Here is a 20079-nt window from a genome sequence, read left to right as displayed (position 1 = left end):
TCAAATTCTTAATTAAAGGGATTTTTATTATAAACCCGAACATAATCAATCTCCATTTTCTGAGGCCAAATACTAGGATCTATTCCTTCTTGACCTCCCCATCCGCCACCCACGGCAATATTTAAAATCAAATGAAAGGGTTGATCAAAAGGCCATTCCTTAAAATCTCCCCCTGTATTCTCAAATGAGAAATAGAGTTTTTGATCTATGTAGAAATCGATTTTCTCTTTGGTCCAATTGATGGCGTAAAGATGGAACTCAGAATCGAAATCAGCAACCATAAGATAATTTCCTTTTTGCGTCCCGATTTTATGATTAAATGCTTCTGTATGAACGGTTCCATGAACTTTTCCAGGGTCATAACCTACATGCTCCATGATATCTATTTCACCATTTGCTGGCCAACCTCCATTTTTGTTTTTTTCTGACAGCATCCAGATGGCTGGCCAAGTTCCTCTTCCTGTAGGAAGTTTAGCTTTCACCTCTATATAACCATATTTCCAAGAGGCTTTATTTTTTGTGACCAATCTGGCAGAAGTATATCCTTTTGGATAGGAAGGGTCTTTTTTTGCTTCTATGATTAAAACACCATTTTCAACCCTCGCATTTTCCAGATCTGCTTCAGTGTAATATTCTAATTCATCATTGCCCCAACCATGATCTCCTACATCATAACTCCAATTTTTAGGATTTGGCAAACCTTCTTGATTAAATTCATCAGACCAAAGTAATTTTGCTTTTTGGGCATGAACCTGAAAGCTCCAAATAAGAAGAATTATGAATGGAATTTTTTTCATGGGCTTATTGATTACGGGAAAATACAAAAACTTAAATGATTAAGTATTGTTTTAATATAAGGATAAATCTCATTTGCATGTTTCATCATTGTATTCACAATATTCGTAATTTAGCTAGCATATAAACCCAAATACAAATGGCATATTATCATCGATTGGGAGAGATTCCTCCCAAAAGACATACTCAATTCAGACAGCCCGACGGGAGCCTTTACAAAGAGGAATTAGTAAGTTCAAAAGGTTTTTCAGGCATCTATTCCAACTTGTACCATATTTTTAACCCCAATGAAGTAAAGGCCATAGGGAAGCCTTCGAAGTATTCTTGGGAGCCAGTCAAAGAGCATGGATTAAGTCAAACTCATCTAAAAACCTCTGGGGTGGAAATTACAGGTGAAGATTATCTAAGCGCCAGGAAAATGCTTATGATGAATTCCGATGTAATGATGGGAATTTGTACTCCTAGAAAACGCAAGATGGATTTCTTTTTCAAGAATGCAGATGGAGATGAATTAATTTATGTTCATGATGGAGAAGGAGTGTTGTATTCTCAATTTGGCAAATTGCCTGTGAGGAAAGGAGATTATATTGTCATCCCAAGAACAACTATTTATAGATTTGAATTTAAAGAAGAAGGCCCATTACGACTGCTGGTCATTGAATCTCATGGCCCGATTGAGACAGTCAAACGATATAGAAATGAAGTAGGTCAATTGTTAGAACATTCTCCATACTGTGAACGGGATATACGGACTCCAGAAGAATTAGTAATTGAGCGGGAGAAAGGGGACTATCTGGTTCAAATAAAAAAGCAGGGAATGTTGCATCCCTATACTTATGCACATAGTCCATTGGATATCGTGGGTTGGGATGGTTATTTATATCCCTATGCGCTATCGATTTTCGATTTCGAACCCATTACTGGAAGAATTCATCAGCCACCACCGGTTCATCAGACTTTTCAAGCTTGGGGATTTGTGATTTGTTCATTTGTCCCACGGCTTTTTGATTACCATCCATTAGCGATCCCTGCACCTTACAATCATTCCAATATTGATTCTGATGAGGTACTGTATTATGCTGAAGGAGAATTTATGAGTAGAAAAGGGATAGATCGAGGCTCATTTACGATCCATATGGGTGGTTTACCGCATGGTCCTCATCCTGGAACAGTTGAGAAATCAATCGGAGCCAAAGCTACGGAGGAATATGCAGTTATGTTGGATACTTTTAAGTCTCTTCAAATTACTACCGAAGCCATGGAATTTGTAGATAAAAACTATCCAATGAGTTGGACCGAATAAGTGAAAAAAAAGGCCTGAAGTATAAATTCAGGCCTTTTAGTTTATTTTTGATCAGTTATTTCGGTGATTGGATTCCCTGTAGTACCATTTGGTAACTTGATGTCCAACATCATGGAAAGTGTAGGAGCTATGTCGGTGATTGAAACGTACCGAGAAGTCTCTCCAGCTGGAATATTCCATCCATAAAATACCATAGGGACATTCGTGTCGTAGCTGTAGCCTGTCCCATGGGAGGTCCCCTTTGCACCACCTGTTAACCAGCCTGGCTCCAGAGTAATCAATAAATCTCCTGAAGATTTTTGATTGTAGCCCATTTGTAGTCTACCTGCCCTACCAGAGGTGAACTCGGAATTTTTCATGGCATAAGCAGTATAAACTTCTTTAATACCACGGAATTTCAACAAGAAATTAGCTAGGTCATCTTGCATATCTTTTAGATTCACTCCTTTTTCTTTGATCAATTCATGATTCAAGAAAACTTGTTCATTTGAAAGGTTTTCTATCCAATTTCCTTCACCATAAGCCAGTTGAGTATATCCCCTGAGCTGCGCATAGATATAGCTGTTGTTAAGATTGCCTGCTGGGATGTTTTCACTGATCATATGTGTAGCTACATCTGCCACGGCATGGTCAGCGGTAAGAAATACAAGGTATTCACCTTTACCGTATTTTTCATCCAGGTAGTTTAGCAATCGTTCAAACTCTAAATCTAGCCTAAGGTAATTGTCCTCAACTTCTTTGGACATGGGGCCGAATCGGTGACCGATGTAGTCAGGAGAAGAGAAACTCAAAGCTAAAAAGTCTGTCTCCCCTCTGTTACCAAGGTCTTCGCCTTCCATTGCTGCAATAGCAAAATCCAGCGTTAAAGTATTGCCAAACGGAGTGGACGCAATCAGTCCCAGTTCCCCATTGCCCTGTTTGAGAGAGTCTAGAATATATGGAAAAGTAGGTGTGTCTTTACCAGCAAAAGGCGCTTCAAAGGCGTTGTTATCCTCAATACTTTGTATGTAAGTTTCAATTGGGTAAAGTGTATTCCAAGTTTGGCTTAAATACTTTTCAGCTAATTTTTCCTCATTGAAATTCTGAACCCAAGAAGGTAAAGAATCATAATAATAGGTAGAAGTCATAAATTCGCCAGTTCCGCTATCATACCAATAGGCATCTCCCAGATGTCCAGCAGGTAAACTTGCCCCTCTGTCTTTGATGGCAACGCCCACTACCTTGGACCTTTTATTTGTGGCATACCTCAATTCATCTGTAATGGTGGTAGTCAATAAATTCCTTGGACTGATTTGACCACTTGCGGCAGACCCTCCCACAGCAGTTACTGTTGAATCTCCTGAGCAGTATAGAGATCCTTTTAGGCTTCTGACATACCAGCTATTGCTGATGATCCCGTGTGTGGCAGGGGTAGTCCCAGTATAAACGGAAGCATGTCCAGGCCCTGTGTAGGTAGGGATGTAGTTGTAATGACCATTTTTCATCATGTAGCCATCGTTCATTAGACGTTTAAAGCCTCCCTCTTTGTATCGGTCAGCAAACCTGTACAAATATTCTTGACGCATTTGGTCGACAATGATTCCTACAATTAGTTTAGGCTTTTCAGTTTTGGTTTGTGCCAATATGGGCCCAATAGCCAGTACTGTAAGGAAAAGTAAAATCCCGATTTTTTTCATAATCTGTAAAATTTGAACCTAAAGATAAGCATATGCTTCGATCTGTGTGCGCTGACTTTGTTAAATGGATAAAACATGTGAGATTAGGCGTCTTAATTTTATTAACAATGAAAAATATTTTCATTCTTCTTTCGGTTTTCCTCTTATCACTCAGTATTCATGCCCAGTCTTATTTTGAGGATGCCCTCAGTAGTGACTGGCACAAAGAAAGAAGAGCTGCACTAAGAAGTAAAATGCCTGCTAACTCGGCTACTGTGATCTTTAACAATCCTGTAAAAAACAGGTCCAATGATGTCGATTATATTTATCACCCCAATACCGATTTTTATTACTTGACAGGATTTAGGGAACCCAATGCGGTTTTGGTGATTTTTAGTGAAAAAAGAGAACTGAATGGAGTGATGCGCGATGAAATGATTTATGTTCAGCCTAGAGACCCCATGTCAGAGATGTGGAATGGAAAAAGATTGGGAGTGGAAGGAGTAAAAGAGAAACTAGGCTTCGAACATGTCTATTTATATGAAGAGTTTACCGGCGACCAACAACTAGATTTTTCCTCTTTTGATAAAATATTGTCCTTTGATTTATCTGATGATATAGAAGGAAGTAGTGCCAATGCGGATTTGAAAAAGATGGTAGCTTCTTTTAAAACTTCTTCTGGTTACCCAAAGGAAGTTGCTCCTATTAACCTTCAGATGTATGAGATGATTAGGGCAAGCAACACAGATAATGCTGCAAATGTGGTTCAAATCATCAACCGTGCGAAACAACGATATCCAGAAGTAGAGGATGATCCGGTTTTGAAAGATTTTTTGAATGCAGACTCTCCAGAAAAAAGAATGGAGGTCAAAGAAAAGCTGCCTCAGCAAAAAGTTGATTTATTTCTGTTGACAGAAATTATGGAAGGGCTCCGTGAAGTGAAGACGGTGGAGGAGCAAGAATTAATGAAAGCTGCTGCTCGGATTTCAGCCATAGGACAAATAGAGGTGATGAAGGCTGCTAAACCAGGTATGTCGGAGCGAGAGATTCAGGGAATTCATGAATTTATCTATAAAAGATATGGAGCAGAAGATGTAGGATACCCGTCTATTGTGGGGGCTGGAAACAACGGATGTATTCTCCATTACATAGAAAATGATATGGAGAATATCAGCGATAGGTTATTGCTGATGGACCTTGGAGCAGAATGGAAAGGGTATACTGCAGATGTAACCAGGACCATTCCGGTAAATGGGAAATTCAATGAGGAAGAAAAAGCTATTTACGAGTTGGTATTGAAATCCCAGGATGCGGGAATTGCTCTCAGTAAAATCGGAGTGGATTTCGCTACTATTGGAACAGAAACCAGACGAATCATTGATGAGGGATTGGTCGAGCTTGGAATTATTAAAGCAGGACAAAGACATACTTATTTTCCTCATGGAACCAGCCATCATGTAGGGTTAGACGTACATGATAGAGGCGCAAGAGGTCCGTTAAAAGAGGGAGCGATTATTACAGTGGAACCAGGTATTTATATACCTGATGGTTCAGATTGTGACCCTAAATGGTGGGGGATAGCGGTGAGAATTGAAGATGATATTTTAGTAACCAAAGAAGGGCCGGTTAATTTGTCAGGAGATGCCCCTAGAACGGTGGCAGCAATAGAGCAAATGATGAAAATCCCAAGCGTCTTGGAAGAGTGGGTCTTGCCAGAGTTAAAATAAAATTCAATCGGTTTCCTGCAAAGCTGCAAAGCCGCAACTTATCTTAGGTTAACCTAAAGTTCGTTTACAACTCTCTTAATTCCATCCGTAAGTTGATTTTCATTGAAGTTAATCAACATGCCTAATTTCAAGTCAGTTAGTCTTAGTACGTACGAACATGTTTCTCATGGACATGCATTAGCTTTTCTATTGACTTAAGTTTTATTAATACTTTCTTGTTGACGATGATGTCTGCCCTATACCCTTGATCGAATTTGATGTTGTTCCATAAAACAGGAATAATTACTTGAGTTTCCACAAGTAATTCTTTTTGTCTTAAATCATAGGCAAATATTCCTTCATAAACTGATTCTAATAAACCTGGGCCAAACTTTTTATAGATTTTAAAAGCGGTATCAACTATGATTTTTGAAAGATCATTTTCATTCATAAAAATATATTTAGCCAAGAAAAAATAGTGCCTTTGCTCCTTTGCGGGAGTCTTAATTCACGAAACTATAATCTAATTGATTAATCCTTTTTCTTCAGATCACCTCTCTTAATGGATCGGATGAATTGACCCCAAGCAAATGGATCCAGAAGCCTAAGGGGTCTAGGTCCGTACAAATCCTGATTCTGAAGTACTTGGCCTTGCTGGAAATACCTGAAGTTTTCTCCACCAGATGCAGGCATACTTTCTGCCCATCGGAGTAGCATCTCCGGGCTCATGTTGGCTCTACTGATCGACATTGGATCTACCACATTCATAGCAATAACTGCCTGCTTAAATTCTTCTTCTGTAGGGTAGGGTAAAACCTCTACTTCGGCTAGCGCAATTTCATCTATTTCCATTGTCAAAATCAAGCTGATTCTATCATTTTCGACTGATTCAGGAACTTTGAATGTCTGACGCTTTAAACCGATGAAACTGAACACCACGCTATCACCTTCCAAAACAGGCATGGAGAAATAACCAAATCGACCACTACTTGTACCTCTTCCTTTCTTTGGTACGTATACGTTTACACCTGCTACCGCATCGGTACTATCGGCATTTAAGATAATTCCAGATAGCTGAATAACCTTCTTTTCTTGCTGATCTTGGGCAGAAGCAAACTGAACTGAAAAAATTAATCCCAGTAGGAAAATGAAAATGGATCTGATGATTATTGAATTATTCACAAATAAATTAACTAATTGAACGACGAAAGGTTGGTAAATCGGATGCGATTATACCCTAATTTCGTCTGAAATTTTATTTAATAAGCAGAAACTGAGTTAAAACTTACTAAATGAGACTTAAAAATATAAGTTTAAACTATGGCCTCCGAATATTTAAAGCACTTTCTGAGGAGTCTAGGGTAAGAATTATCCATTTATTAATGTTGAACAAGGAATTATCCATTTCTGACTTGGAACATATTCTGGATTTCACCCAAACGAAAACAAGTAGGCACTTAATTTATTTAAAGAATGCAGGCTTGCTTGGAAGTAGGAGGGTAGACCAATGGATGTTTTATTACATTCTGGAAGAATACCTCGAAATCTTTCAAGCAGTTTTTAAGTTTATACAAAAAGATTCCAGTTTGATAAAAGACCAGGAAACATTCGAAATCCTGAAATCAAACAGGGAACTTGCGATTAATAAAATCCAGAATAATCAGTATAGAAGATAATTACCTTGAAGACTTACCAACATATATTCTTTGATCTGGATCATACCCTTTGGGATTACGACCGGAATGTCTCAGAATCCCTTTCCGAATTATATGAAATTTATAAACTGGAAGAACTGGGAATCCCTACTTTTGATACTTTTTTCAGTTCATTCCATCATGTCAATTTCCAATTATGGGATTTGTACAATGTGGGAAAAATAGACAAACATAATCTTAGAATAGAACGGTTTAAGCGCATTTTTTCACACGCTGGAGCACATGAAGACTCGGTACCTAGCCCTTTTGAGGAGGATTTCATGCATCGTACATCCTCTAAACCACATTTGTTTCCTTATTCAAAAGAGATATTGAATTACCTCAAAAAAAAATATCCTCTTCATGTGATTACCAATGGTTTCAATGAGTCCCAAGCCAAAAAATTAAAAGCTTCTGGTTTGGACCAATATTTTGATCTGATTGTCACTTCAGAGACCACAGGCCATAAAAAGCCAGATCCAAGGATTTTTTTTCATGCGATGGAGACGCTTGGTACGGATCCGGAACAATGCATCATGATCGGGGATAATCCCAATTCAGATATTTTGGGAGCCCAGAATGCATCCATAGATCAAGTGTATTTCAATCCTGAAGGTAAAGCAATAGAATTGAAGCCAACGTATACTATTTCACATCTCCGGGAACTAGAAAGCATCTTATGATGCTTTTGTTATCAAAATCACTAGTCAATAAAATTCGGTTGGTTATCTTTGCCAACATCAGAAAATCATAACCCCAGATATCATGCTCAAAGGTTTTTTCAATGTACCCACTCCGGTTAACGAACCGGTAAAAGCATATGCACCCGGAAGCCCGGAAAGAAAAGAATTGCAAGCAGCTTTAGCAAAAGCAAGAGCGATGCAAGTTGATGTACCCATGTATATTGGTTCGGAAGAGGTAAGAACAGGGAATAAGAAATCTATGTCTCCTCCTCATGATCATCAGCATGTGTTAGGTCATTTCCACGAAGGAGATGCTTCCCATGTAGAGCAGGCAATCAATGCTGCTTTGGGAGCAAAGCATGCTTGGGAAAATATGGCTTGGGAACAAAGAGCTGCTATTTTCTTAAAAGCTGCCGATTTGATTGCTGGTCCATATAGAGCTAAAATCAATGCAGCTACCATGTTGGGTCAATCGAAAAATGCGATGCAGGCCGAAATTGATGCGGCTTGTGAGTTTATTGACTTCTTGCGTTTCAACGTGAAATACATGACTGAGATTTATGCTCAGCAACCCCCAGTTTCTGGAAATGGAGTTTGGAATAGATTGGAGCAAAGACCTTTGGAAGGGTTTATTTTTGCTTTGACTCCTTTCAACTTCACAGCTATTGCCGGTAACTTGCCAGCATCCGCTGCAATGATGGGAAATACCATCGTATGGAAACCTGCTTACACCCAAATATATTCTGCCAATGTATTGATGGAGGTGTTCAAAGAAGCAGGAGTGCCGGATGGTGTGATCAACTTGATCTACGTAGATGGACCGACAGCTGGAGATATTATTTTTAAACATCCAGATTTCGCAGGTATCCACTTCACAGGTTCTACAGGCGTATTCCAACACATCTGGAAAGAAATTGGAGCCAATATCAATAAATTTAAGTCTTACCCAAGAATCGTTGGTGAGACCGGTGGAAAAGACTTTGTTATTGCTCATAAATCAGCGATTCCTAAAGCAGTGGCTGTTGGTTTGGTGAGAGGCGCATTTGAATACCAAGGACAGAAATGTTCCGCTGCTTCCAGAGCTTATATCCCATCCAATATTTGGGATGAGGTAAAAGGGTATATGTTGGAAGATTTGGCTTCCATGAAAATGGGAGGTACGGAAGACTTTACCAATTTCATTAATGCGGTAATTGACGAGAAAGCTTTTGATAAGATCTCCCGTTACATTGCGAAAGCAAAAGAAACAGACGGGGTTGAAATTATCGCTGGAGGAAATTTCGATAAGTCAAAAGGTTATTTCATTGAGCCTACTGTGATCGTTACACAAGATCCGATGTACACGACCATGTGTGAAGAGATCTTTGGCCCAGTTTTGACCATTTATGTATACAATGCTGAGAATTTTGAAGAAACCTTGGAATTGGTAGATCAAACAGGACCCTATGCCTTGACAGGTGCCGTTTTCTCTCAGGATCGTTATGCGATTGAATTGGCGACCACTAAATTAAAAAATGCGGCAGGTAACTTCTATATCAATGACAAGCCAACCGGTGCAGTGGTAGGACAGCAACCATTTGGAGGAAGCAGAGCTTCCGGAACCAATGACAAAGCAGGGTCTATGATTAACTTACTTCGTTGGGTTTCTCCACGCACCATCAAAGAAACATTCGTTTCGCCAGAAGACTACAAATACCCTTTCTTGGGAGAGGATTAAGAATCCTTATATGATCAAATTCAATTTTCAAAGCCTCAGATTTATTTCTGAGGCTTTTTTAGTTTGATTTATTATGCTAATCCATGCTATTTTTATAAATGAAAAAGGCCAGCAATCGCTGGCCTTGATTGGTGAGGTGAATTTAAACAACTTAATTCACTTGTCCTCTTAACTCCCCAGCTGGGAAATCGTCAGAATGAACGTTCACATATGCATTTCCTGTTCGGAATGCTTCTCTAAGGATTTCTAGATCTCCTCCCAAAAGCTGGTTGATAAAGTTAGCGGGCATAATTTCACCCTTTGCATAGACTCCAGAAACAGGACCTACCACTTTATCCATCCTTAATGTATATACTACTCCTCCATTGGATCCAGCTTTTGCTAAATGAATATGAGCGAATCGTACGTCTTCAATGCCATCAACATTTACTTGGAAGGATAAGGCAGTTCCGTCGTTGGAAAAATTGAATTTTGCAACCCCTGTGGCGTCTGTCATTGCAGCGGGCACTTCATTAGCTCCGCTTAATTTGGTGCCATAATTTTTATTATCACTGGCTTCTACCATACTTACCTGTCCTCGAAGTTCGCCGCTGGGATTACCGGAGGTATGTAAATTGACATAGATATTTCCTGATTCAAATTCGGCTGTTAAATCAGATATCGACATTCCGGCTAATGGCCCAACTAATTTGGACGCATCGATCATGCCTTCAGCAATCAATCCATTGGAAAGACCAGGAATTGGAGTGGTAAGTAAAGCAACCACGACAGGTCCATTGGTACCGGCAGCTGCATAATGAAGGTGAGCAGCTGCAATATTTGAGGTATTGGCTACTCTAAGTTCAAATTTTAAAGTGCTTTCATCAATTTGAGAGATTTTGGCAGCACCAGATCCAGGAGAACTTACTGAAGGAACTTCTTCAGACCCTATTAGAAAGGCCCCGAATTCAGCGAGCTGTCCTTTTCTGGCGTTAAGATCTGATTCAGATGCGAAAGCGGATGAATTGTCATCTCCAAGTTGATTCATGGTTGGAGTCTCCTCCTGAAAGTTTTGGCAGGCAAATGCGAAAAATGCTAAAAAAGATAGCAATGCGAGTTTTTGAAAAGACGTTTTCATAAGACGATTATTTAGGTTAGTTAATTGATAAAAGTATGTACGTAACCTACTGTATCATCGGATTGTTTTGATAGTCAATTAATTATCAATTTCTTTAAATAAGAAGAGTTCCCTGTTAAGAAAGGGGGGCAAAAATCACATGGCCCCAAGTGGTGTTTCAGGAAAAGCGGTCTTGCTTCTAGTTCTTTTATTATGAAAATCGGAAACAAAAAAAAACGGCTGAGTTTCCTCAGCCGTCCATATTTCAAATTGCTTGCTTCCTATTTCATAATTCCAATTTAGGTATACATTGCTCCATTCACATGAAGCACTTGACCTGAAATATAAGTACTCATGTCAGATCCCAAGAATACGCAAGCATCTGCAATTTCTTCTGGTTTACCACCTCTTTTCATTGGGATGGCATCTCTCCAGCCTTGTACAGTTTTTTCATCCAAAACCTCTGTCATTTCAGTTTCGATAAATCCTGGAGCAATGGCATTACATCGGATATTTCTGGAACCTAATTCCAAAGCTACTGACTTGGAGAAGCCGATAATTCCTGCCTTGGATGCAGCATAATTAGCCTGACCTGCATTTCCTTTGGCACCTACCACAGAAGTCATGTTGATAATAGAGCCTGCTTTAGCTTTCATCATAGTTCGGGTCGCAGCCTTCACCGTATTGAAGCAGGATTTCAAGTTCACATTCATGATCTCATCCCAAGACTCCTCTGTCATTCTCATCAATAAATTATCTCTGGTGATTCCAGCATTATTGATCAAAATATCCAGTCCGCCGAAATCAGCCACTACACTGTTTACTAATTCCTCTGCAGCTTTGAAGTCTGATGCATCCGAGCGATATCCTTTCGCTTTGACACCAAAAGCTGCCAATTCGCCTTCAAGCGCCTGGCCTTTTTCTACACTGGACAAAAAAGTGAAGGCTACGTTGGCGCCTTCCTGAGCATATTTGATCGCAATGGCTCTTCCGATCCCTTTAGAGGCACCGGTGATCAAAGCAGTTTTTCCGGAAAGTAATCCCATTGATTCTAAAATTTTGTTTTGCCAAAATTAGAAAAAAACTGAAAGTTTCCGATTTGAAAAGTAAAGCCTTTTGGAAATCGGCTTTCTCCCTTCGTATTTTTTCTCAAAAATTGTTTTTGTAAAATAAAATTGGATGAAAGTCGACTTTGGTAAAATTCTGTATTTTCATCTGGCTTTTGCTACAGTATTTACGAAATCATTTGACTTTTTGTGGAGGGCTACAAATTTTTTTCTGAAGCCAAAAGGTCTATTTTTGCATAGTTTCAATTCGTTATAAAACAATATTTAGATATGTCTTCGACCAAATTTGACTTGATCGTGGTGGGTAGTGGTCCAGGTGGATACGTTGCTGCTATTCGTGCTTCCCAACTCGGTTTGAAAACTGCTGTAATAGAAGCGGCTGAACTAGGTGGTATTTGTCTTAACTGGGGTTGTATTCCTACGAAAGCATTGCTGAAAAGTGCTCAGGTATTTGAATACATTAACCATTCATCTGATTATGGCATTACTGTAAAGGAGGCTACAGCTGACTTCGAGGGAATGGTGAAGAGAAGTAGAGGAGTAGCTGATGGAATGAGCAAAGGCGTGACCTTCCTGATGAAGAAGAATAAAATCGAAGTGATTTCTGGATGGGGTAAAATCCAGCCAGGCAAGAAAGTTGAAGTAACTGACAAAGACGATAAGAAGACAGTCTATTCTGCAGACAATATTATCATCGCAACAGGAGCAAGATCAAGAGAACTTCCTTCTATGAAAATCGACGATAAAAAAATCATCGGTTATAGAAAGGCAATGACCTTGGAGAAGCAGCCAAAGAAAATGGTGGTTGTGGGTTCTGGAGCAATCGGAGTGGAATTTGCCTATTTCTACGCTTCCATTGGTACTGAAGTAACCATTGTGGAGTACCTAGATAGAATTGTTCCTGTAGAGGATGCAGAAGTTTCCAAGGCTTTGGAAAAAATCTATAAAAAGTCAGGAATGACGATCATGACTTCATCCGAAGTGACTGCGGTGGATACCAAAGGATCAGGCTGTAAAGTGACTGTGAAAACCGCAAAAGGTGAGGAAACTTTAGAGTGTGACATCGTGCTTTCTGCTGCTGGTGTCGTTTCAAACCTTGAAAACATCGGTTTGGAAGATGTAGGTATTTTGGTAGATAAAGGTAAGATCAAGGTAGATGAATACTACAAAACCAATATGCCGGGTTATTATGCCATCGGTGATGTAATTCCGGGGCCTGCCTTGGCACACGTTGCTTCCGCAGAAGGAATTATCTGTGTTGAGAAAATCGCAGGACATTCTCCTGAACCATTGGATTATGGCAACATCCCAGGATGTACCTATTGCTCTCCAGAAATCGCCTCTGTAGGGATGACGGAAGCAAAAGCTAAAGAAGCAGGATATGATTTAAGAATTGGTAAATTCCCATTCTCAGCATCTGGAAAAGCATCTGCTGCCGGGGCAAAAGACGGTTTTGTGAAATTGGTATTCGATAAGAAATATGGAGAGTTGCTTGGAGCGCACATGATCGGGGCTAACGTAACTGAAATGATTGCCGAAATCGTAGCCATCCGTAAACTGGAAACTACAGGGCATGAGTTGATTAAAACAGTTCACCCTCACCCAACCATGTCAGAGGCGATTATGGAGGCTGCTGCTGCAGCATACGACGAGGTGATCCATTTGTAAAAACTCACATTTTTGAAAATAAAAGACACAAGACTGAAAACATTCGGTCTTGTGTTTTACTTTTAGGGTAAACCCATTGTAAACAACCAACTTTTGGAGGAAGAACAATTAATAGCCGGGCTAAGAGCGAAAGACAAGAAAACCACGGATTACCTCTATGAGAAATATTCCCGCGCACTTTTTGCAGTCATTTCCAGAATAGTCCATGATTCCGATATAGCCGAAGAGATTTTTCATGATGCATTTGTCAAAATCACCAAGAAAATAGATCGCTACGACGAGTCAAAAGGCCGTTTATACACATGGATGGCAAATATTTGCAGGAATTCAGCCATTGATAAATTGAGGTCCAAGGAAATTTCTCAATCTAGTAAGACCAACGCAATTGATGACTTCGTATATGGTTTAGAAAGCAAATCTGGGACGGAGGCAATGACTGATGGAATCGGTGTACGTGAGTTAATGGACCAGCTTAATGAAGACCAGCGCTTCATTATTGAGTATATTTATTTCAAAGGATATACACATTCGGAAGTTTCCGAGGAATTTGAAATTCCTCTCGGCACCGTCAAGTCCAGAGTAAGGGCTTCATTACAAGTTTTGAAAAAGAATTTAGACAGAATCTAGTGGATATTCAATCATACATAGCATCAGGCAAATTAGAGCTTTTCCTCTTAGGAGAGCTCAATGAGCGCGAGCGTGAGGAGGTTCTGACCTTGGCGAAATTGCATCCGGAGATCAAAAAAGAACTGGAGGAACTAGAGCAGACCATGTTTGCCTTTGATGAGTTGACCGGGACCCAACCTTCCAAAGCGGTAAAAGATAAAATCTTTGCCAGCTTGGAATCAGAATTTAAGTCTACTGAAGAAGATACTACAGCAGTAGAAGAACCTAAAGTAGCCAAAGTAGTCAGACTATCCCTTTGGAAAGCCTATGCAGCAGCAGCTTCGGTAGTGGCAGTATTGGCAGTAGGTGCAGCATTATTTTATGCAAATAAGTTCTACGAGAAAGATGAACAGTTTACGGCATTGCTTCAAGAACAAAGCGTGATGGCTGACAATTTGAACCAGGTGAAGATGGAATTTGAACAGAAGGAAAGCCAACTCGATAAAATTGTTGCCGGAGATTACAAACGGGTAGAGATGAAAGGCGAAGGTTTTGACATGCAAAAAGACGCGAAAGTAGATGTCTACTGGGATCAGAATGCCCAGGAAGTCTTAGTGGCAGTCAATAACCTTAATTCTCTAAGTGAGGAATATGATTACCAATTGTGGGCCATCGGAGATGATGGGCCGATCGGTATTGGTTTGGTTAACCCTGGGGAAAAATTCACCCTTCAACAAATGGAAGCGGTGGCTCAAGCTGGGGCATTTGCTATTACCATTGAACCTAAAGGTGGTTCTGAATCACCAACACTTGAAAAATTAGTAGTGCTAGGTGAGGTGGCATAAGTAAGGAAATGAAGATTTAAGAAAGAGCTTGTTCGAAAAGGACAGGCTTTTTTTCATTTAAAGGTTTTTGATTGATCTTTAGTAAGCTAATTTAGACCTATGGAACTTCAACTCTCTACACCTGCCTTACTTTTTTCAGCGATTACCTTACTCATGCTGGCATTTACCAATCGTTTTTTAGCGATAGCCAGTTTGATTCGAGGGCTTCATAAAAAATACATGGATGCGCCTGATCAAGAAATGATCGTAGATCAAATCCATAACCTACGGAAACGATTGACATTGATCAAGAATATGCAGCTCTTTGGAGTATTCAGCTTTTTATTATGCATCGTCTGTATGTATTTGTTGTTCCTTGGATATATAGAAGCGGCCAACTGGGTGTTTGTTGGTAGTATGGGTTCTTTGTTGATTGCTTTGGCTTTGTCATTAATAGAAATCCAAATTTCTACTAAGGCATTGAATTTGGAATTGAAGGATATGGAAGAAGTTTTTAACAACCGAAGCAGTGGGTTGGATTTTATCTTTAAAAAAGAGGCAAAAAAAGATGAGAAATAGTCTTTTCTTAACTTTCCTGTGGCTCGTTGGTTTACTTGGTTGTAATTCTAAATCAACGGTTGAAACCGCAACTGTGGAACAAAATTCCACGGAGGCAACTGGGGAAGGGTTTTACATCGATTTGGGAGGAGTTGGGACTTCCTACGATTTTTATACTTGGACTTCTGATCGAATTCCTATGGTTTCGGCTCACCGTGGTGGACCCTATCCTGGATTCCCGGAGAATGCCATTGAAACATTTGAAAACGTATTGAAATTTACTCCATCCATCATCGAATTGGATGTGGCTATGACCAAGGATTCGGTATTGGTATTAATGCATGATGACGACTTGGACCGAACAACCAATGGAACAGGCAAGGTGGAGGAGGTGACCTATGAATATATTCAATCCCTATTTTTGGAGGATGAAAATGGGGAGTTGACCAGCTTTAGGGTACCGACTTTAGGAGAGGCATTAACCTGGTCTAAAGGGAAAGCATTATTGACCGTAGATATCAAGCGATCTGTTCCGTTCGAAAAGATCATTGAGGAAGTTCGCAGTACAGGTTCTGAAGGACATGCTGCATTGATCACCTATACTTTTCCGGCGGCGAAGAAATTACATTCTATGGCTCCGGATTTAATGCTTTCCATTACCATCAGAAATGAAGAAGAAATCAAAAGGTTAGAGGAGACAGGAATTCCTTGGACCCGGGTAATAGCTTTTACAGGTTTGGCCGAAAGGCCTAGGGAATTCAATCAGGCTCTTCATAAAAAAGGTGTTTTTACCATATTAGGGGTCTTGGGGAACCTGGATCAAAGTGCAGTAAGCAGAGGAGATCAAATCTATGCTAGTTTTGTGCAAAATGGCGCAGATATCTTGGCCACTGATAGGCCCATTGAAGCTGCGAAGGCTATAAAAACCTTGACTCCATCACAAAGTTCTAAATCTAAGTATTTTATAAAATGATCATTGACCTACGCAGTGACACTGTCACAAAGCCTACTAAGGGCATGAAAGAAGCCATGTTTTCAGCTCCTGTAGGAGATGATGTTTTTGGAGAAGACCCTACGGTTTCGGCTCTGGAAGAGAAAATTGCCAGCCTTTTCGGGATGGAAGCTTCGATTTTCTGCCCTTCTGGCACCATGACTAACCAAATAGCAATACGTCTTCATACCCGAATTCAAACCGAGGTAATATGCCATAAATATTCCCACATCTATTTGTATGAAGGAGGAGGAATTATGTCTAACTCCCTGGCCTCCGTCAAATTGCTGGAAGGTAATCTAGGTAAAATTACAGCCTCTCAAGTGGCTGCCTCTATTAATCCAGATGATATCCATGCTCCTGAGACCACCATGGTTTCTCTGGAGAATACCATGAATAAAGGAGGGGGTAGTATTTATGAATTGGAAGAAGTCATCCCGATCAAAAAGGTTTGTGAAGAGTATGGATTGAAATTGCATTTGGATGGAGCGAGATTATTCAATGCATTGGTAGAAACCGGAGACAATCCAAAAGAATGGGGCGCCCAGTTTGATACGATATCCATTTGTTTGAGTAAAGGCTTGGGTTGTCCGGTAGGCTCTCTTCTAGTAGGCTCAAAAACCGATATAAAGCGGGCTAGAAAAGTACGGAAAGTAATGGGCGGTGGAATGCGGCAGGCAGGATTTCTGGCAGCTGCTGGAATCTATGCTTTGGACCATCAAGTAGCGCGTTTGAAAGAGGATCACGGAAGAGCCAAAGCTTTAGGAGAGATGTTATTAAAAAAATCTTTTGTTCCTGAAGTGTTGCCAGTTGCTACCAATATCGCTATTGCCAGGTTGGATGGAATCACACCAGAGTTCTTTTTGGAGAAGTTGGGAGAGAAGCACATTAAAGCGGTTAAATTCGGTCCAGACTTAGTCCGATTTGTTACCCATCATGATTTTGGGGATGATCACTTGGAAGAGTTTGGAAAACGAATTGGGGAATTATAAATCGGAGACAGTTTTTGTCATAAAAAGGGGGCTTTGCGGTCCCTTTTTTCATTTCTCTGTATCTTGCCGATAGAATCTAGATTCCAACAAATGAATAATACACCACTGGCAGAGCGAATGCGTCCAATCCGCTTGGAAGATCTGATTGGCCAAGAGCACTTGTCTTCTCCTAATTCATTTTTATATAAAGCCATCAAGTCGGGAAATGTCCCTTCATTGATCTTATGGGGCCCTCCTGGGGTTGGGAAAACGACCATTGCGAATATCATTGCCAATGAAATCAAAGCACCGTTTTATACGCTTTCGGCGATTAGCTCTGGGGTCAAGGATATCCGTGAGGTGATTGAAAAAGCAAAGTTTCAAATGGGAGTGGTACTTTTTATCGATGAAATCCATCGCTTTAACAAATCCCAGCAAGATGCGCTATTAGGTGCAGTGGAAAAAGGGATTATCCGCTTGATTGGCGCAACCACTGAAAACCCTTCTTTTGAAGTGAACGCGGCCCTTTTATCCAGATGTCAGGTGTTTACGCTCAACTCGTTAGGGAAGCCAGAATTGGAGGCGATGATCCATCAGGCTTTGGAAAAGGATTTGGAGCTGAAGAAACTGGATGTACAGTTGAAAGAGACGGATGCCTTGTTGAGAATCTCTGGTGGGGATGGAAGAAAGTTGCTAAATCTTTTAGAGATAGTCATTGATGGGATCAACGAAGATCCATGCGTGATCACAGATGAAAAAGTGATGCAAATTGCGCAGCAGAAAGTCGCGCTTTATGACAAATCCGGTGAGCAACATTACGATATCATTTCTGCTTTTATCAAATCAATCCGAGGTTCAGATCCAAATGCAGCCGTGTATTGGTTGGCCCGGATGATCGAAGGTGGAGAGGATGTGAAATTTATTGCTAGGAGATTGGTGATTTTGGCTTCAGAGGATATAGGTAATGCCAATCCTAATGCCCTGTTGTTGGCGACCAATTGTTTTGAGGCGGTCAAATTAATCGGGTACCCAGAATCCAGAATCATTCTTTCACAATGTGTGACCTATTTGGCTAGCTCTCCCAAAAGCAATGCCGCCTACATGGCCATCAACCAAGCGCAGTCTTTAGTGCGGGAAAAAGGAGATTTGTCTGTTCCACTCCATTTGAGAAATGCACCTACCAAGTTGATGAAAGATCTGAATTATGGGAAGGCTTATAAATATTCCCACGATTACCCTGGCAACTTTGTGGAGCAGGAATTCATGCCTGATGAAATCAAAGGAACCAAGTTATATGAACCTGGAGAAAATGCCAGGGAAAATGAGCTCCGAAAAAACCTAAAAAGAAACTGGGGAGATAAGTATGGGTATTAATTGTTTATTCTACGAATTTCTAATCCTATGAACTTTTGGAGTTGCTTCTCGGATAAACAGGAAAATATTCGACTCATGTTAATCTCAGTGTTTACCTTCACCTTAGGAGCTGGAGGTTAGATCACTTTTTTGATTCATACCCTATAGAAATGTTGGGGCTGCATAAAAAGTAATTCGATCCATTTTTTTGCATATGGAGTTAAGATTATGGGTTTATAGGAAAATTGGACGCCTCTAAAGATCAATCACTGTAAACATAAATTCGGTATTTTCTGCTTTTCCATTGTTTCCTTTAATCAGAACAAGGAATCCAGTTGCATCTTGCGTGCCATAAACCATTGAATTCCCGGCTTCATTCGTAAGTTGAATGATATAATTTCCGTCGGACATTGGTGTTGTAAAGTCAATACGGTAAATCCCTGTTTGAATAAGGGTGGCTGTAGCTCCTTTTATTTTAGCAGTTGATCCATCTGCGCGGACTTTTCCGAAGGCTTTGATAAAGCTATCTCCAGGAGGTCCGGCTGCTGGTAGGGAGACAGTGTTCCCTCCTGAAATGGTTAGATCAGTACCGCTGACGGATAAGGTTTGAATTTCATTGGTGGGATCGGCATCGGCATCATTCACATTCACTGTGACCGTATTTCCGTTTGTTAATCCAATTACACCAGGCTGAGAGGGAGCCTCGACAAGCGCTTGAAATTCATTGGTGGGATCGGCATCGGCGTCATTCACATTCACTGTGACCGTATTTCCGTTGGTTAATCCAATTACACCAGGCTGAGAGGGAGCCTCGACAAGCGCTTGAAATTCATTGGTAGGATCGGCATCGGCATCATCCAGACTAGGCACGCTGACGATATAGGGATCGGCCGTGGTCCCTGTACCTGTGACAGTGGCATTGGTACCGGCTTGAAGATCAGTTTCAGAGCCGTCGCTAAGCAGGGCAGAGAGGTCTACGTTTACAGGAGCCCCATTTTCAATGGCAATGGTCAGCACATTGTTAGCGGCAAGAGTTGCCGAAGTCAGGTCCTGCTCATCGGTGTTATCGAGGTAAGCGGATAGATCGACCGTTACGGGATCCCCATCTTCGATTTCAATGGTCAGGATGTTTCCGGAGATGGTTGCCGAGGTCAGGTTCTGATCATCGGTACCGGAGTTATCGAGTGCGGAAAGGTCTACGGTGGTGGTTCCACCGGCATCGACGATTTCCAGGTCGGTACCATTGAGGGTTCCGGAGGTAATCAATTCATTGGTGGGATCGGCATCGGCGTCATTCACATTCACTGTGACCGTATTTCCGTTGGTTAATCCAATTACACCAGGCTGAGAGGGAGCCTCGACAAGCGCTTGAAATTCATTGGTAGGATCGGC

At 40.7% G+C, this 20079-nt stretch carries 19 protein-coding genes; 12 read left to right on the top strand and 7 right to left on the bottom strand.

The window, feature by feature from the left end; translation table 11 throughout:
- Nucleotides 1-8: 8 nt before the first annotated feature.
- Entirely contained in the window at nt 9-797 is a 789-nt protein-coding gene (locus tag JYB62_RS10540; protein ID WP_205645327.1) for a glycoside hydrolase family 16 protein, read from the bottom strand.
- Between the two features lie 137 nt (nt 798-934).
- Here JYB62_RS10540 and JYB62_RS10535 point away from each other — a divergent pair, with 137 nt between their 5' ends.
- Nucleotides 935-2098 (top strand): homogentisate 1,2-dioxygenase, encoded by a 1164-nt coding sequence (locus tag JYB62_RS10535; RefSeq protein ID WP_205645326.1) that lies wholly within the window; start codon nt 935-937, stop codon nt 2096-2098.
- A 41-nt stretch (nt 2099-2139) separates the two neighbouring features.
- Here JYB62_RS10535 and pafA read toward each other — a convergent pair whose 3' ends face one another.
- The gene (gene pafA, locus JYB62_RS10530) at nt 2140-3774 is read right to left on the bottom strand and encodes an alkaline phosphatase PafA (RefSeq protein WP_205645325.1); all 1635 of its coding nucleotides are present in this window, start codon (nt 3772-3774) and stop codon (nt 2140-2142) included.
- Between the two features lie 107 nt (nt 3775-3881).
- On the opposite strand from pafA, the gene JYB62_RS10525 reads away from it, so the two are divergent.
- Entirely contained in the window at nt 3882-5480 is a 1599-nt protein-coding gene (locus JYB62_RS10525; protein ID WP_205645324.1) for an aminopeptidase P family protein, read from the top strand.
- Between the two features lie 142 nt (nt 5481-5622).
- Here JYB62_RS10525 and JYB62_RS10520 read toward each other — a convergent pair whose 3' ends face one another.
- Together JYB62_RS10520 and JYB62_RS10515 are read right to left on the bottom strand one after the other, a co-directional pair.
- Complete coding sequence (locus JYB62_RS10520; protein WP_394369686.1) at nt 5623-5910, bottom strand: GxxExxY protein; 288 nt, start codon at nt 5908-5910, stop codon at nt 5623-5625.
- Nucleotides 5911-5990: 80 nt separating this feature from the next.
- Nucleotides 5991-6641, bottom strand: a complete 651-nt coding sequence (locus JYB62_RS10515; protein ID WP_205645323.1) for a carboxypeptidase-like regulatory domain-containing protein — start codon at nt 6639-6641, stop codon at nt 5991-5993.
- A gap of 110 nt (nt 6642-6751) precedes the next feature.
- On the opposite strand from JYB62_RS10515, the gene JYB62_RS10510 reads away from it, so the two are divergent.
- The 3 genes from JYB62_RS10510 to pruA all read left to right on the top strand — a co-directional run bounded on the left by JYB62_RS10510 (nt 6752) and on the right by pruA (nt 9553).
- A complete protein-coding gene (locus JYB62_RS10510) occupies nt 6752-7135 on the top strand; it encodes an ArsR/SmtB family transcription factor (RefSeq protein WP_074222860.1) in 384 nt (127 codons plus the stop codon).
- Nucleotides 7136-7140: 5 nt separating this feature from the next.
- Nucleotides 7141-7836: a YjjG family noncanonical pyrimidine nucleotidase gene (locus JYB62_RS10505; protein WP_205645322.1), complete on the top strand. Its 696-nt coding sequence runs from the start codon at nt 7141-7143 to the stop codon at nt 7834-7836.
- 82 nt (nt 7837-7918) lie between these two features.
- Nucleotides 7919-9553: an L-glutamate gamma-semialdehyde dehydrogenase gene (gene pruA, locus JYB62_RS10500; RefSeq protein ID WP_205645321.1), complete on the top strand. Its 1635-nt coding sequence runs from the start codon at nt 7919-7921 to the stop codon at nt 9551-9553.
- A gap of 151 nt (nt 9554-9704) precedes the next feature.
- Here pruA and JYB62_RS10495 read toward each other — a convergent pair whose 3' ends face one another.
- Both JYB62_RS10495 and fabG read right to left on the bottom strand, forming a co-directional pair.
- Nucleotides 9705-10670: a CHRD domain-containing protein gene (locus JYB62_RS10495; RefSeq protein ID WP_205645320.1), complete on the bottom strand. Its 966-nt coding sequence runs from the start codon at nt 10668-10670 to the stop codon at nt 9705-9707.
- Between the two features lie 278 nt (nt 10671-10948).
- Nucleotides 10949-11695: a 3-oxoacyl-[acyl-carrier-protein] reductase gene (fabG, locus tag JYB62_RS10490; RefSeq protein WP_205645319.1), complete on the bottom strand. Its 747-nt coding sequence runs from the start codon at nt 11693-11695 to the stop codon at nt 10949-10951.
- Between the two features lie 291 nt (nt 11696-11986).
- Between fabG and lpdA the strand changes: the two genes are divergently transcribed.
- The 7 genes from lpdA to JYB62_RS10455 all read left to right on the top strand — a co-directional run bounded on the left by lpdA (nt 11987) and on the right by JYB62_RS10455 (nt 18708).
- Nucleotides 11987-13384: a dihydrolipoyl dehydrogenase gene (gene lpdA, locus JYB62_RS10485; protein WP_205645318.1), complete on the top strand. Its 1398-nt coding sequence runs from the start codon at nt 11987-11989 to the stop codon at nt 13382-13384.
- A 93-nt stretch (nt 13385-13477) separates the two neighbouring features.
- Nucleotides 13478-14011 (top strand): RNA polymerase sigma factor, encoded by a 534-nt coding sequence (locus JYB62_RS10480; protein ID WP_205645317.1) that lies wholly within the window; start codon nt 13478-13480, stop codon nt 14009-14011.
- On the top strand, nt 14011-14835 hold the full coding sequence (locus JYB62_RS10475; protein ID WP_205645316.1) for an anti-sigma factor: 825 nt from the start codon (nt 14011-14013) through the stop codon (nt 14833-14835). The genes JYB62_RS10480 and JYB62_RS10475 overlap by 1 nt, the downstream gene beginning before the upstream one ends.
- 99 nt (nt 14836-14934) lie before the next feature.
- Nucleotides 14935-15393: a DUF2721 domain-containing protein gene (locus tag JYB62_RS10470; protein ID WP_205645315.1), complete on the top strand. Its 459-nt coding sequence runs from the start codon at nt 14935-14937 to the stop codon at nt 15391-15393.
- A 73-nt stretch (nt 15394-15466) separates the two neighbouring features.
- The gene (locus JYB62_RS10465; RefSeq protein WP_317194653.1) at nt 15467-16345 is read left to right on the top strand and encodes a glycerophosphodiester phosphodiesterase family protein; all 879 of its coding nucleotides are present in this window, start codon (nt 15467-15469) and stop codon (nt 16343-16345) included.
- Complete coding sequence (locus JYB62_RS10460; protein ID WP_205645313.1) at nt 16342-17355, top strand: threonine aldolase family protein; 1014 nt, start codon at nt 16342-16344, stop codon at nt 17353-17355. The genes JYB62_RS10465 and JYB62_RS10460 overlap by 4 nt, the downstream gene beginning before the upstream one ends.
- A 90-nt stretch (nt 17356-17445) precedes the next feature.
- Nucleotides 17446-18708 carry a replication-associated recombination protein A gene (locus tag JYB62_RS10455; RefSeq protein ID WP_205645312.1) on the top strand — a complete coding sequence of 421 codons (1263 nt, stop codon included), beginning with the start codon at nt 17446-17448 and terminating at the stop codon, nt 18706-18708.
- A gap of 234 nt (nt 18709-18942) precedes the next feature.
- Here JYB62_RS10455 and JYB62_RS10450 read toward each other — a convergent pair.
- The coding region (locus JYB62_RS10450) for a hypothetical protein (protein ID WP_205645311.1) at nt 18943-20079 on the bottom strand (1137 nt) is incomplete at its 5' end.

It is taken from the genome of Algoriphagus lutimaris (assembly GCF_017051705.1).
Lineage (GTDB): Bacteria > Bacteroidota > Bacteroidia > Cytophagales > Cyclobacteriaceae > Algoriphagus > Algoriphagus lutimaris.
Note: the sequence above shows the minus strand (reverse complement) of the source record. Positions and strands in the feature narration are given on the sequence as shown.